This is a genomic window from Chryseobacterium oryzae, from assembly GCF_022811665.1.
Classification (GTDB): Bacteria; Bacteroidota; Bacteroidia; order Flavobacteriales; family Weeksellaceae; genus Chryseobacterium; species Chryseobacterium oryzae.
Window position 1 is genome coordinate 1,562,405 of the sequence record NZ_CP094529.1, and the last position, 13,820, is coordinate 1,576,224.

General features: G+C 35.3%; 13 protein-coding genes. 3 read left to right on the plus strand and 10 right to left on the minus strand.

Annotated elements, in window-relative coordinates; all coding sequences use genetic code 11:
• Together MTP08_RS07210 and MTP08_RS07215 are read right to left on the minus strand one after the other, a co-directional pair.
• The gene (locus MTP08_RS07210) at positions 1-1,074 is read right to left on the minus strand and encodes a carbamoyl phosphate synthase small subunit (RefSeq protein WP_243577706.1); all 1,074 of its coding nucleotides are present in this window, start codon (positions 1,072-1,074) and stop codon (positions 1-3) included.
• A gap of 77 nt (positions 1,075-1,151) precedes the next feature.
• Positions 1,152-2,048: an aspartate carbamoyltransferase catalytic subunit gene (locus MTP08_RS07215; RefSeq protein ID WP_243577707.1), complete on the minus strand. Its 897-nt coding sequence runs from the start codon at positions 2,046-2,048 to the stop codon at positions 1,152-1,154.
• Between the two features lie 239 nt (positions 2,049-2,287).
• Between MTP08_RS07215 and MTP08_RS07220 the strand changes: the two genes are divergently transcribed.
• A complete protein-coding gene (locus tag MTP08_RS07220; protein ID WP_209390189.1) occupies positions 2,288-2,749 on the plus strand; it encodes an Lrp/AsnC family transcriptional regulator in 462 nt (153 codons plus the stop codon).
• 65 nt (positions 2,750-2,814) lie between these two features.
• Here MTP08_RS07220 and argH read toward each other — a convergent pair whose 3' ends face one another.
• The 8 genes from argH to MTP08_RS07260 form a co-directional block, all read right to left on the minus strand.
• The gene (argH, locus tag MTP08_RS07225; protein WP_243577708.1) at positions 2,815-4,119 is read right to left on the minus strand and encodes an argininosuccinate lyase; all 1,305 of its coding nucleotides are present in this window, start codon (positions 4,117-4,119) and stop codon (positions 2,815-2,817) included.
• Between the two features lie 261 nt (positions 4,120-4,380).
• Entirely contained in the window at positions 4,381-5,463 is a 1,083-nt protein-coding gene (locus tag MTP08_RS07230; protein ID WP_243577733.1) for a M20 family metallo-hydrolase, read from the minus strand.
• Positions 5,438-6,232, minus strand: a complete 795-nt coding sequence (gene argB, locus MTP08_RS07235) for an acetylglutamate kinase (RefSeq protein ID WP_209390191.1) — start codon at positions 6,230-6,232, stop codon at positions 5,438-5,440. Before argB ends, MTP08_RS07230 begins: the two co-directional genes overlap by 26 nt.
• Positions 6,233-6,292: 60 nt before the next feature.
• Entirely contained in the window at positions 6,293-7,252 is a 960-nt protein-coding gene (locus MTP08_RS07240) for an N-acetylornithine carbamoyltransferase (RefSeq protein ID WP_243575392.1), read from the minus strand.
• Positions 7,253-7,393: 141 nt separating this feature from the next.
• Positions 7,394-8,533, minus strand: coding sequence for an aspartate aminotransferase family protein (locus MTP08_RS07245; protein WP_243577734.1), 1,140 nt, complete (start codon positions 8,531-8,533; stop codon positions 7,394-7,396).
• Between the two features lie 290 nt (positions 8,534-8,823).
• Positions 8,824-9,804: an N-acetyl-gamma-glutamyl-phosphate reductase gene (gene argC / locus MTP08_RS07250; RefSeq protein ID WP_243575393.1), complete on the minus strand. Its 981-nt coding sequence runs from the start codon at positions 9,802-9,804 to the stop codon at positions 8,824-8,826.
• 155 nt (positions 9,805-9,959) lie between these two features.
• Complete coding sequence (locus MTP08_RS07255) at positions 9,960-11,147, minus strand: argininosuccinate synthase (RefSeq protein WP_243575394.1); 1,188 nt, start codon at positions 11,145-11,147, stop codon at positions 9,960-9,962.
• Positions 11,119-11,718: a GNAT family N-acetyltransferase gene (locus MTP08_RS07260; RefSeq protein ID WP_243575395.1), complete on the minus strand. Its 600-nt coding sequence runs from the start codon at positions 11,716-11,718 to the stop codon at positions 11,119-11,121. The genes MTP08_RS07255 and MTP08_RS07260 overlap by 29 nt, the downstream gene beginning before the upstream one ends.
• Before the next feature lie 160 nt (positions 11,719-11,878).
• On the opposite strand from MTP08_RS07260, the gene MTP08_RS07265 reads away from it, so the two are divergent.
• Together MTP08_RS07265 and MTP08_RS07270 are read left to right on the plus strand one after the other, a co-directional pair.
• Positions 11,879-12,295, plus strand: a complete 417-nt coding sequence (locus tag MTP08_RS07265) for a transposase-like zinc-binding domain-containing protein (protein WP_243575396.1) — start codon at positions 11,879-11,881, stop codon at positions 12,293-12,295.
• 114 nt (positions 12,296-12,409) lie between these two features.
• A complete protein-coding gene (locus MTP08_RS07270; protein WP_243575397.1) occupies positions 12,410-13,789 on the plus strand; it encodes a porin in 1,380 nt (459 codons plus the stop codon).
• The last annotated feature ends 31 nt before the right edge of the window (positions 13,790-13,820 follow it).

A 13,820-nucleotide genomic window follows, 5' to 3' on the forward strand; every position in this document is an offset into this window, starting at 1 on the left:
TTACTTCTTAAAACCTTCCATCAATTCAATAAACTCATCAAATAAATAATTCGCATCTTCTGGACCTGGACTTGCTTCCGGGTGATACTGAACGGAGAAACAAGGATGAATTTTGTGTTTAAGACCTTCGTTTGTTCTGTCATTCAATGCGATATGGGTTTCAATTAAATCTGTTGCTTTAAGGCTTTCCTGATCTACAGCATATCCGTGATTTTGAGAAGTAATAGCCACAGTATTTTTCTCTAAATCTAAAACAGGATGGTTTCCTCCTCTGTGACCGAATTTCAATTTAAAAGTTTTTGCTCCGCAAGCCAAACCGATAAGCTGATGTCCTAAGCAAATACCGAAAATAGGGACTTTTCCTAAAATCCCTCTGATCATTTCAAGAGCTTGTTGGTTATCTTCAGGATCTCCGGGACCGTTTGAAAGCATTACTCCGTCCGGATTCATCAGTAGAATTTCTTCTGCAGTAACATCCTGAGAAACAACGGTAATATCACAATTTCTCTGAGATAATTCTCTGATTATCCCTAATTTAGAACCAAAATCTACAAGTACAACTTTAAGACCTCTCCCCGGATTTGCATAAGGCGTTTTAGTAGAAACCTGCTCTACCTGATTGGTAGGAAAGCTTGTTGATTTTAATTCTGAAACTACTGTGCTTTCGTCTGCATCAGCGTTTACGATTTTTCCTTTCACGACACCGTAATTACGCAGAATTCTTGTGAGTCTTCTGGTATCAATTCCTGAAATACCTGAAAGGTTTTTCTTTTTAAACAGTTCATCTAAAGTAATCTGAGTGCGGAAATTGGAAGGAAGATCACAAAGTTCTTTTATGATAAGACCTTTAATTGCCGGCTCAATACTCTCATAATCATCTCTATTAATGCCATAGTTTCCGATAAGCGGATAGGTCATGCAAACAATCTGACCGCAGTAAGACGGGTCAGAGATCAGTTCCTGATACCCTGTCATTCCGGTATTGAAAACCACTTCTCCTGCGGTTTCCAATTCTGCTCCGAAACCTTCTCCATGAAACACTTCACCGGACTCCAGTATTAATTTTTTCTTCATTTTTAACTTTTATCTCTTAATTATTTTTTTTGTACAATGTAGGTTGTAAAAAGTATAATGTATTCAACTTTACTTTTTTATAATGATTTAAAGGTATGCCCTACTTTTTCCAAAGCTTCCTTTAAAATTGCCATTCTTGCAAAAACGCCGTTCTGCATTTGCCTGAAAACCCTTGAACGGGCACATTCTACCAAATCGGTATCAATTTCTACTCCTCGGTTGATGGGTGCGGGATGCATAATGATGGCTTCTTTTTTCATTGATTTTTCTCTTTCTTTCGTCAAACCATATTTTTTATGATATTCCGATGCAGAGAAACTCATTTTAGAATCATGTCTTTCGTGCTGAATTCTAAGTAGCATCAAAACATCTACTTCTTTAATCAGTTCATCAACATTCAAATAAGTACCATTAATAAGAGCACCTTCGTCAAACCATTGTTCCGGACCGGAAAAATATACTTTTGCACCCAATCTTCTTAAAGCTTCAGCATTAGAATTGGCTACGCGACTGTGCTTCACATCTCCTACGATTCCTACTTTTAATCCTTCAAATTTCCCGAATTCCTGATAAATGGTAAGCAGATCCAGCATACATTGCGAAGGATGATTGCCGGTTCCGTCTCCTCCGTTGATGATCGGGATATTTATATTTTCAAGCTCATCAAAATACCTGTCTTTTTTATCTCTTATAACTACCAGATTCACCCCAATACTTTTTAAGGTTTTTACGGTATCATACAGGCTTTCACCTTTATTTACAGAACTGTGTGATGCATCGAAAGGAACAACCTGCAAGCCTAATTTTCTTTCAGCAATATCAAAACTGGTTTTTGTTCTTGTGCTGTCTTCAAAGAAAAGATTTGAACAGAAAACTTCGCCTTCAATTTTTGAAGTTTTTCCGTTGGCAAAACTGAGTGCCTCGGTTAGTATTTTATTGATCCTTTCTGTACTTAGTTCGGTAATCGTAAACATAATATCTTAATTTTTGAACATAAAAAAAGCGAAGAAACATCTTCGCTTAAAATAAATAAATATCGTAAAGGGCGTCTTCGCCCGGTAATTCTAATGATATAAATACAGTGTTATTCATTAGGTGCAAAGATATAACAATTTTACAGATTTACAAAACAGAAACAAGATTTCATTAAAAAACATTAATCTCTCTTTATTTTGATTTATAAATCTTATTTTTGTTTCCAACTCAGATTTATATGGATTTAAAAGACAAAATGATTCTCAGCATTATTCAGGAAGATTCAACCTATTCTGTAAAAGAAATTTCAGAAAAGATTGGTCTTACCTTTACACCAACGTATGAGCGAATTAAACAGCTGGAAAAAAATGGAATTATTGAGAAATATGTAGGTCTTCTTAACCGTGAAAAACTGGGTTTAAATATTGTTGTTTACTGTAATGTCCGTCTGAAAGAACAATCTAAAAAAGTATTGGAAACCTTCGAGAAAAATATCATGCAGCATGATGAAGTTCAGGAAGTTATTAGTCTTTCGGGGGAATATGATTATATGCTCAAAATTATCGCAAAAGACATTAATTCTTATAATAATTTTACGGTAAATGTCATTTCAAATATTCCTAATATCGGGCAATATCACAGTTCTATTGTGTTGCATGAGGTGAAGAAATCTACGAAGTTTAAGATTGATTTGGATTAAATTTTTTTTTAAACATTATAGATGATTCTACTTCACTAAGCACATAAAGTTTTAGGTTAAAACCCTTATCCCAACAATTTGTTTTTCAGCTTATTAAACTGATATTCTATTTTATCTAGACAAAGATTTCCAATGCTTCCCTGATGAGTGTGGTTCAGATTGCCTGCTTTAAAATTAAACACATTATTTTCAATCTCCTGCCCTACTTTTACATAAGCATCACGGAATGAACTTCCGTTTTTTACTTCTTCATTAATTTTTTCTACACTGAAAAGGTACTGATACTTTTCATCTTCCAAAATCCCCTCTTTCACCTGAATATTTGGTAATGTATAGTTTAAAATCTCTAAACATTCTTTTAAGGAATCAATAGCAGGGAAAAGAATTTCTTTCGTAAGTTGCATATCGCGATGATAGCCTGATGGAAGATTGCCCGTTAAAAGCATAAACTCGTTGGGAAGAGCCTGGATTCTGTTGCATCGTGCACGCACCAGTTCGAAAATATCCGGGTTTTTTTTATGGGGCATAATGCTGCTTCCGGTGGTAAACTCTTTCGGAAAACTGATAAAATCAAAATTCTGACTGAGATAAAGGCAAATATCATAAGAAAACTTCGCCAAAGTTCCTGCTAAAGCGGCCATTGCCATTGCCAGCATTTTTTCAGATTTTCCACGAGTCATTTGGGCGTAAATCGAATTGTAATTCATGGATTGAAAGCCTAAACTTGTAGTTGTGCTTTCACGGTTGATAGGAAAAGAAGATCCATAACCCGCCGCTGAACCCAAAGGATTCTTATTGATGATATTTTTTACTGACAATAGCATTTCCAGATCATCCGATAAAGCTTCTGCGTAAGCACTAAACCATAATCCGAATGATGAAGGCATTGCAATCTGAAAATGCGTATATCCCGGTAGTAAAACATGCTTGTACTGCTCTGCTAATCTGATCAACTGCTGAAAAAAATCGTTCGTTAAAGTGGTGATTTCCCGAATTTCGTCTAATAAGTAGAGTTTAATATCCAATAAAACCTGATCGTTTCTGGATCTTGCAGTATGGATTTTTTTCCCGGTATCGCCCAATTGTTCAATTAAAATAGATTCTATTTGGGAATGAATATCTTCTGCATTTTTATCTATAACAAAACTTCCTGATTCTATTTTGTTTAAAATTTCTTTCAGAACCGCTATGATCTGCTCAGATTCTTCATGAGAAATAATCCCGACTTCTGTGAGCATTTTACCGTGTGTCATAGATCCTTTTACATCATATTTTGCCAATCGTTCATCAAAATCCAGATCTTTGCCTACCGTAAATTTGTTAACTAATATATTGGTGGCATTGTCGTCTTTTTGCCATATTTTTTTCATAACTTTTCTTTAAAACATTATTTTTCTTTTGTCTTGAAACAAAAGAAACAAAAATTCAAGACTGGAAACTCCAGCTAAAAATTCTCAAAAATTCCTAAAAAATCTAAACTTGCGCAGATTGTAAATTGGTTCATTTAAGATTAATTTTTTCCCGCGCTACAAACAATAAATTTTTCTTAACGGAATTTTTGAGAATTTTCTTAACGCCTCCATTCCTCAGTCAATTTTAGAACTTCAAACTCCCAGCTTCCAGCTTTCAGCCTACAAAATTTTCTCCAGAATCCTGATATAAATCTCAATTCCCTCTGCAATTTCTTCAATGTAAATAAATTCATCTGCGGTATGAGAACGTGTACTGTCGCCGGGACCAAGCTTTACAGAAGTGCAAGGAATAATTGCCTGATCGGATGATGTTGGTGAGCCGTAAGTTGTCCTACCAATCTCCAAACCAGCTTGTACAAACGGGTGATTCATTTCAATTTTCGAAGAATTTAACCTGAAAGATCTTGCGGTTAAAACAGATTTCATCTGAGACTGGATGATTTCAAATACTTCCTGATTAGAATATTCATCGGTAACTCTTACATCAAGTGTAAAACTGCAGGATTCCGGAACTACATTATGCTGAACTCCGGCGTGAATTCCTGACAGTGTAACTTTAACTTCACCCAAATAATCTGAAATCTTCGGAAACCTGAAATTCAGAATATGCTGAAGATCTTCCATACATTTTACAATAGAATTATCGCTGTTCGGATGTGCTGCGTGAGAAGGCGTGCCTTTCATTTCACCGTCAATAACGAGCAGACCTTTTTCCGCAATGGCAAGATTCATCTGTGTAGGCTCTCCAACGATGGCAAGTGTAATATTGGGTAATTGCGGAAACAGAGCCTCAATACCATCGAACCCCGAAATTTCTTCCTCTGCCGTTAAAGCTATTATCAGATTATATTTCAGGTCTTCTTTATCATAAAAATTTAGAAAAACCTGAGTCATACAAACCAGAGAAGCTCCGGCATCATTACTTCCGAGACCAAACAATTTTCCTTCTTTTTCAAGCGGTACAAAGGGGTCTAAAGTGTATGCTTTATTAGGTTTTACGGTGTCGTGATGGGTATTGAGCAAAATAGAGGGTTTAAAAACATCAAAATTTTTATTGACTGCCCAAATATTGTTTTTGAAACGTTTGGCAGGGATTTGATGTTTCTTAAAAAAATTCTCTATTTCTACTGAAGTATTATATTCATCTTTGCTGAATGACGGAATTTCTATCAGTTTTTTCAGCAGTTCTACAGCGTTACTCAGTAATTCTTCTTTATTATATACAGATTTCTGTTCCTGCATCATGATTTTCTATATGGTTTTTCAGTTTGGTTTCTTTGATTAAAAAAACGTTATTTACTTTATTTTTTACTGCTTCTAAAGCATTTTCGAGCTTGGGAAGGATGCCTTTATGCAGCTTATTATCTTCTTTCAGCTGAAAAAAATCTTCTTCAGAAATACGTTTAATAAGAGATTCAGACTGGTTTACATCTTCCAAAACGCCTTCTTTATCAAAACAGTACAGCAATTCTACATCATATTTAGCCGATAAAGCCTGAGCAATAACCGAAGCAATGGTATCTGCATTGGTATTAAATAGATGCCCCTTTTTATCATGAGTAATTGCTGAAAATACAGGAACCAATTTAAGCTTTAACAATTTTGAAATAAGTTTTTTATTGATGCTTTTTTCATTGATGTCTCCTACAAATCCAAAATCTATTTCCGAATCTTCCCTTTTCGTGGCTTTAATGAGATTGGCATCAGCTCCGGAGAATCCAATGGCTTTGCACTTTTTCTGCTGAAGTTTAGCAACAATATTTTTGTTGATACTGCCCGCATATACCATCGCTACAACATCTAATGTATCTTTATCAGTAATTCTTCTTCCGTTCACCAGCTTCTGCTCTATTCCTAATTTATCGGCTAAAGTAGTTGCCAGTTTTCCGCCGCCATGTACAAGGATTTTTTTCTCCTGAATTTCAGAAAACTGATCAAGAAATTGTTCCAATAAGCTTTCATCATCAATTAAAGCTCCGCCAATTTTTATGATGTATAATTTTTCTTTCATCATTTATACATTTTCACAGGATTTCATCCTATATTTAAGTTGTCCTTTCGGGACTTTTTGTTAATTAGAATTCATTTCATCTAAAATTTCAGAAAAAACTGACTGTGCAGAAAAAATACGGTTTTTTGCCTGCTGATAAATGATAGAATTTTCGCCATCCATCACTTCATCACTCAGTTCAACATTTCTACGAACCGGAAGACAGTGCATTACTTTTGCCTGATTGGTGTTTTTCAGTTTTTCATTCGTAAGCATCCAGTTTTCTTTTACTTCGGGCATTTCCGCATAATCATCAAAAGACGACCAGTTTTTTACATAAATAAAATCTGCATCTTTCAATGCTTCATCCTGATTATGAATTACCTTTATATCTTTAGTGAAGTTTTTATCCAAATCATACCCTTCCGGATTGGTAATTACAAAATCTACATCCATTTGCTGGATCCATTCAGTAAAAGAATTTCCTACGGCATGAGCGATCGGTTTAATGTGTGGAGCCCATGTTAAAACCACTTTTGGTTTACGCTTTTCTTGCCAGTTTTCTGTAATGGTGATGCAGTCTGCCAAACTCTGTAAAGGATGACGTGTTGCAGATTCCAACGAAATAACCGGAACTTTGGCGTAACGTTCAAACTGACTCAGAATACTTTCATTCACATCATCTTCCTTATTTTTAAGCCCTGCAAAACATCTTACTGCAATGATATCGCAATACTGATTCAGCACCTCAATGGCATCTTTTATATGTTCTACGGTGTCTCCGTTCATCACCGAGCCATCTGCAAATTCTAAATTCCAGGCTTCCTGAGCGGCATTTAAAGTCAAAACATTTAATCCAAGATTCTGAGCCGCAATTTGGCTGCTTAAACGCGTTCTCAGACTTGAATTTAAAAATACAAGTCCAATGGTTTTCCCCTTTCCCTTTTCGGGTTCAGAATGTGGATTTTCTTTAATTTTTAGGGCTTTTTTTATGATTTCCTGCAAGTTTTCAACATCACTTACAGAGGTGAATTTTTTCATTTGAGAATTTTTATTTTTTCAATGGACAAATGGAATATCCATTTCATTTTGAATTGATTTGTTTTATCACAAAAAATTATAATAAATAAAAGTTAATGTAAGTTTTAAAAAGCTTTTGTGCCTTTATTTTTTGTGATTAATTTAAAGATTTTGTAAAACAGTTTTTAAAGCAACGATAAATAAATCAGTTTCTTCTTTTTTTATGTTAAGTGCTGGAAGAACCCTCAAAACCCTATTATCACTGGCATTTCCTGTAAAAATATGATGATTGTACAGCAGGCTGTTTCGTACTTCTGTGCAATTTCTATCTAATTCAATTCCCATCATCAGTCCTTTTCTCCTGATATTTTTAATGTGTGGAAAATCTTTAATTTCATTTTCAATATACTCACCCATTTTCTTAGAGTTTTCGAGAAGATTTTCATCTTTCATTACATCCAAAACTGCAATTGCGGCAACGCACGCCAGATGATTTCCGCCAAAAGTAGTTCCCAGCAAACCATTGCTCGCCTGAAATTTCGGATGAATTAAAACCCCGCCAATAGGAAAACCATTCCCCATCCCTTTTGCTGTTGTAACAATGTCCGCCTCAACTCCAAATTCCTGATATGCAAAGAAATAACCGCTTCTGCCATACCCCGACTGTACTTCATCCAAAATTAAAACTGTATTGTGTTTTTCGCAGAGCTCTTTTATTTTGCTTAAAAATTGGGCTGTGGGAATCATAATTCCGGCAACTCCCTGAATTCCTTCAATAATTACAGATGAAATTTCGTTCCCTTGTTTTTCAAAAATCTTTTCAAGCTGCTCAATATCATTCCATTCCGATTTAATAAATCTTTCGTCATAGTTTACCGGAGCAACAATTTTTGGATTATCGGTCACCGAAACGGCTGCGGATGTTCTCCCATGAAATGAACCAGAAAAATAAAGAACTTTTTTCTTACCATTGTGAAAAGAAGCGAGCTTCAAAGCATTTTCGTTGGCTTCAGCTCCAGAATTGCATAAAAATAAATTGTAATCTTCCAGACCTGAAAGTTTTCCTAATTTTTCTGCTAATTCGGTTTGCAGCTCGTTTTGAACCGAGTTTGAATAGAACGAAATTTTATCCAGCTGCTCTTTTAATCTGCTTTGATAATGCGGATGATTGTGCCCAATGGAAATAACGGCATGACCTCCATAGAAATCAAGATATTTTTCTCCTTTATCATCCCAAAGAAATGATCCCTGAGCTTTTACAGGATTTATGTTGAATAATGGATATACGTTGAATAAATTCATGTTTTGATTATTGTTGGTTGATAACTTCATCTATAATATTTTCTTTTGTCTTGAAACAAAAGAAACAAAAATTCAAGACTAGGAAACTTCCGCTAAAAATTTAAATTAAATCCTAAAATTCCCAAAACTCGCACGAATTGAAGATTTGTTCTTCGGTTGAAAATTTATCTCGTGCTCAAACAGTGGGAATTTCTTAACGGATTAAATTTTAATTTTCTTAACGCTCCATTTTCCTATGTCATTTTAATTCGAGCTTTTACAATTCACCACTAACTTGTAGCTTATTGATATTAAAACGCAATGGGTTTGAGGTTTAATCCTATATTTTCTTCCCAACCCATAGCAATATTCATATTCTGAACGGCCTGTCCGGAAGCTCCTTTCAGCAAATTATCTATTGTGGAGTGTATTACGGCAAAATTTTCGTTTTTTTCAATCTGAATAACACAACGATTGGTGTTAATTACCTGTTTCAAATCAACCGGTTTTTCACTAACGGTTACAAATGGCTGGTCTTTAAAAAAATCCTGAAATATAACTTGTAATTCCGGTAATTCTAAATCTGTTTTGATGGTTGAACTGGTAAAAATTCCTCTTGCAAAATCTCCTCTCCATGGGACAAAATTCAGGCTAATTTCATGGTTGTTAAACGTTAAAAGTTGCTGTAAAATTTCGTCTACATGCTGATGCGTTAAAGTTTTGTATGCTGAAATGTTATCATTTCTCCATGTAAAATGCGTGGTTGGCTGTAAAGACTGTCCGGCTCCTGTAGAGCCCGTAATTCCTGTGGTATAAACTTCATTCAAAAGACCTTTTTGAGCTAATGGAAGTAATGCCAACTGGATTGCCGTGGCAAAACAGCCGGGATTGGCGATGCTTTTAGCACCAATCAGTTGTTTTTTGTTGATTTCCGGGAGACCGTAGATAAATTTTCTGTTGCTGAAATTTCCGTTCAGGCGAAAATCATTTCCTAGATCAATAATCAGGGTTTCTTCCTTTACAAAATTCTGGGTAAGCCAATGAACACTTTCTTTATGCGGAAGACACAGAAAAAGAATGTCTACGTCCTGAAAGGTATCTGTTAAAACCATTTCGCAAACCGATTCTAAATCCGGATATATATCTGAAATTTTTTTACCCGAATGGGATCTGCTATACAAAAAATGTATAGTAACGTGAGGATGATAAGTCAGCAGACGAACCAACTCGCTTCCCGTGTAACCATTGGCACCTATAATTCCTGCTGTTTTTATTTTTTGATGATTAATCATTGTTTAGAAAAATTATTTTTTACAGGATTTTTCTTTCCTGCTTTACACCGTCTTTTTTAAACTTTTTTGCAGCCCGACTTGAGCGGAAATCCTTTTGCGAGGAGGAACGACGTGCTAAAGATTGGGAGCGGAAGGCGGATAAAGCTGCCCAAATCTTATTTATTAATCTGGTGGTATATGTTTAATGAATTGCTTAGTATTTTTGTGTAGCCTTTCACATCATCGCCTGTCCACGCTCTGTTGGCCTCGCCATAGCTTCCGAATTTGTCTGACATTAGATCGTGGTCTGACTCAATTCCGTTTAAAACAAACCTGTATGGATGAAGGGTTACAAATACTTTTCCGCTAACGGTTTTTTGAGAATCTTCCAGGAAAGATTCTATGTTTCTCATTATCGGATCTAAGAAAAGTGCCTCGTGAAGCCAGTTTCCGTACCAATCTGATAATTGGGATTTCATCATCTGCTGATATTTCGAAAGGGTATGTTTTTCCAGCAAATGATGTGCTTTAATGATGACTAAAGCCGCCGCAGCTTCGAAACCGACCCTTCCTTTAATACCCACAATGGTATCTCCTACGTGAATATCTCGACCGATCCCATAAACCGAAGCTAATTTTTCAATTTTCTGGATGGCAGATACCGGATGTTCAAAATGTTCTCCGTTTACGGCAGTAATTTCTCCGTTTTTAAACTCAATTTTAAGTTCTGAAGGCTCACTTTTTTCGATTTGAGAAGGAAAAGCTTCTTCCGGAAGATAATTTCTTGAGGTTAACGTTTCTTTTCCGCCTACAGAAGTTCCCCAAAGCCCTTTATTTACAGAGTATTGTGCTTTCTGGAATTCTGTTTCGTATCCGTAGATTTTAAGAAATTCAATTTCTTCTTCCCGGGATAAATACTGATCCCGAATTGGGGTGATAATTTCTACACTGGGGCACATTACCTGAAAAATCAAGTCAAAACGAACCTGATCATTTCCTGCTCCTGTACTTCCGTGGGCAATAGCATCTGCACCAATTTTGGTAGCAAATTTTGCAATTTCCTGTGCCTGAATTGTACGTTCTGCACTTACCGACAAAGGATATGTGTTATTTTTAAGAATATTGCCGAAAATTAAATATTTTACACAAGAATTGTAATAATCTTGCTGCGCATCTACGCACCTGTATTCTTTCACGCCAAGTTTCAGAGCTCTTTTCTCTAATTCCTTTTCTTCATTTTTACTAAACCCTCCTGTATTTACAGTAACGGCGTAAACCTCATAACCCAATACTTCACTCAGATACTTTGCACAGTAAGAAGTATCTAAACCTCCACTAAATGCTAATACTACTTTCTTTGTCATTATTTAATTTGATTTCAGGCTGCGAAACAGCAGCTTCTTTATTTTGATTTTTTTCAGGAACGAATAACATTGCGGTGCATAAACAGTTTTTCCGTTCTTTTTTCATTAAAATTTCGTAATTAACGCAGTTTTTGCAGCCGTTCCAGAATTCTTCATCCTGAGTGAGCTCAGAATAAATTACAGGTTTATAGCCTAAATCGCTGTTAATTTTCATTACTGCCAATCCTGTGGTTAAGCCAAAAATTTTAGCATTGGGATATTTTTCCCGGGATAACTGAAATACCCTTTCCTTAATAAGTGTTGCCGCTCCCCTTTCTCTGAATTTGGGGGAAACAATAAGCCCGGAATTGGCAACAAACTGACCGTGAGACCATGTTTCTATATAGCAGAATCCTACCCATTCACCGTTTTCGGAAGCAATTACCGCATTACCTTCCAGTATTTTCTTACTCAAATATTCTATGGAACGTTTTGCTATACCCGTCCCTCTGCGCTGAGCAGAATCGTACATTTCCTGTTGTATTTCACTCACATACATTAAATGCATAACTGAGGAAACTTCTATTTCCATTTATTTATCTAATTTTTTTAGCAAATTTAAAATATTATTACTTTAAAAAACAAATTAAAAAGATAATTTTATTGAATTAAATTAATATACAGGTAATTTTATCTTTAAGTTAATTTAATATTTTGCTAAATTATTATACATTTGCTAAAATTATATAGTTATGGAAAATATCTGCCCTAAATGTAATGGAAATAAGATTGTAAAAAGTGGAATTATTAATGAAAAACAGAGATTTAACTGTAAAGATTGTAATTACTTCTTTACCGTAAAAAAACTTGGGAAACAGATTGATGATTATTATGTAACAAAAGCCTTACAACTTTATCTTGAGGGTTTAAGCTTCCGGGAGATTGAAAGAATTATAGGAGTTTCTCATGTTACCATAAGCTCATGGATTAAAAAATACAACATTACAAGACCTCCACATTCCGACTTTCATCCTGTATATAAAATTTTGAAACAAAATGAGTTAATAGAATATATGAGTAAGGAAGAAAATATAAAAAATTCAGGATTAATCATTACTCAGTTCGCAGATAAATATATGCTTATAAAATGGGAAAGATTTAAAAAATAATATAAGGATGTACAATAACTATACATTAAGCATAAATATATATTAAATTTTCACAAACAAATTATTAATTACAATTTGGCTTTCACAAAATAACAGCCAAAAAATTAATAATTTATGAAGAAATTACTAAGTTTTATTGGATTAGCTTTAATCAGCAGTTCTTTATATTCACAGGGATCTCCGGAGTACGGAAATGGTTTAAAAATAAATCTTAATCCTGATGGTAATAAATATGTCAGATTCATTCTTTGGGATCAGTTCTGGATAAGGAACACCCAAATGAATCCCGGAAGTATGGTGGGCGGTGAGCCTACAGACAACACTTGGAATTTAGGAAACAGACGTGCACGTATGTTGGCTTACGCACAGATTTCTAAAAGATATATGATTGTAGCGCATTTCGGAGTGAACAACCAGACCTTCATCAACGGTGGAGCCAATGGGACATCGGGAACAGGCGGTTACGGAAACGGAAAAAAACCACAACTTTTTTTTCATGACGCCTGGAACGAATATGCAGTCTTAATGCCGGGTGAAGCAGGTAAATTCAGCCTAACTCTGGGAGGTGGTCTGCATTATTACATGGGACTTTCCCGAATGACTATGACTTCTACTTTAAATTTCCTAACGTTAGATTCTCCTATTTTCAGTTGGCCTTTAATAGATAATTCAGATCAGTTTGCAAGACAAATGGGAGTTTTTGCAAAGGGTAAATACGGCAAATTTGAATACAGAATGAGTTTAAACAAACCATTTGCCACAGATCTTACACCTGTAAACACCACCAATAGTGCCAATGCGGTAGCGGTTGATAATAACGGAAATCCCCACTGGTCTAAGGCCGGATATTTTGAATATCAGTTTCTGGACAGCGAATCTAATCTTTTACCTTTCAAGGTTGGTTCTTATCTCGGAACAAAAAAAGTTTTCAATATTGGAGCCGGATTTTATCATCAGGCACAGGGAACCAGAACTTCTGTTAATTCTACTATAGAAAAACATGACATTACTTTACTTTCTGTAGATGCTTTTGCCGATATTCCTTTAGGACAGGCAAAAAATAAGATGGCAGTTTCTGCTTATGCGGGATATTTCAACTATAATTTTGGCCCGAATTACCTGAGAAATCTAGGAACGATGAACATTGCAGCTAATGATCCTAATTTCGTAGGTCAGAGAGCTATCGCAGGTCCCGGTAATTTACAGCCGATGATCGGGACAGGAAATGTAATCTATGCTCAAGCCGGTTTGTTATTACCAAGCCAGGCAGAAAAACCAAAAATAAGAATTCAGCCGTTTGCAGCTTATACACACAAAAACTTTGATGCTTTAGATAAGCCATCGTCTCAATTTGATGTGGGAGCCAACTGGTTTTTAGATGGTCATCATGCAAAAATTACTACACAGTATTCTACAAGACCAGTCTACACAAGTGCCACCGAAAGCCCTACATCTAAAGGAGAATTTACACTTCAGCTTCAGGTTTATTTATAAGAAATATTTAAAATTTATAACAAAAAAATCT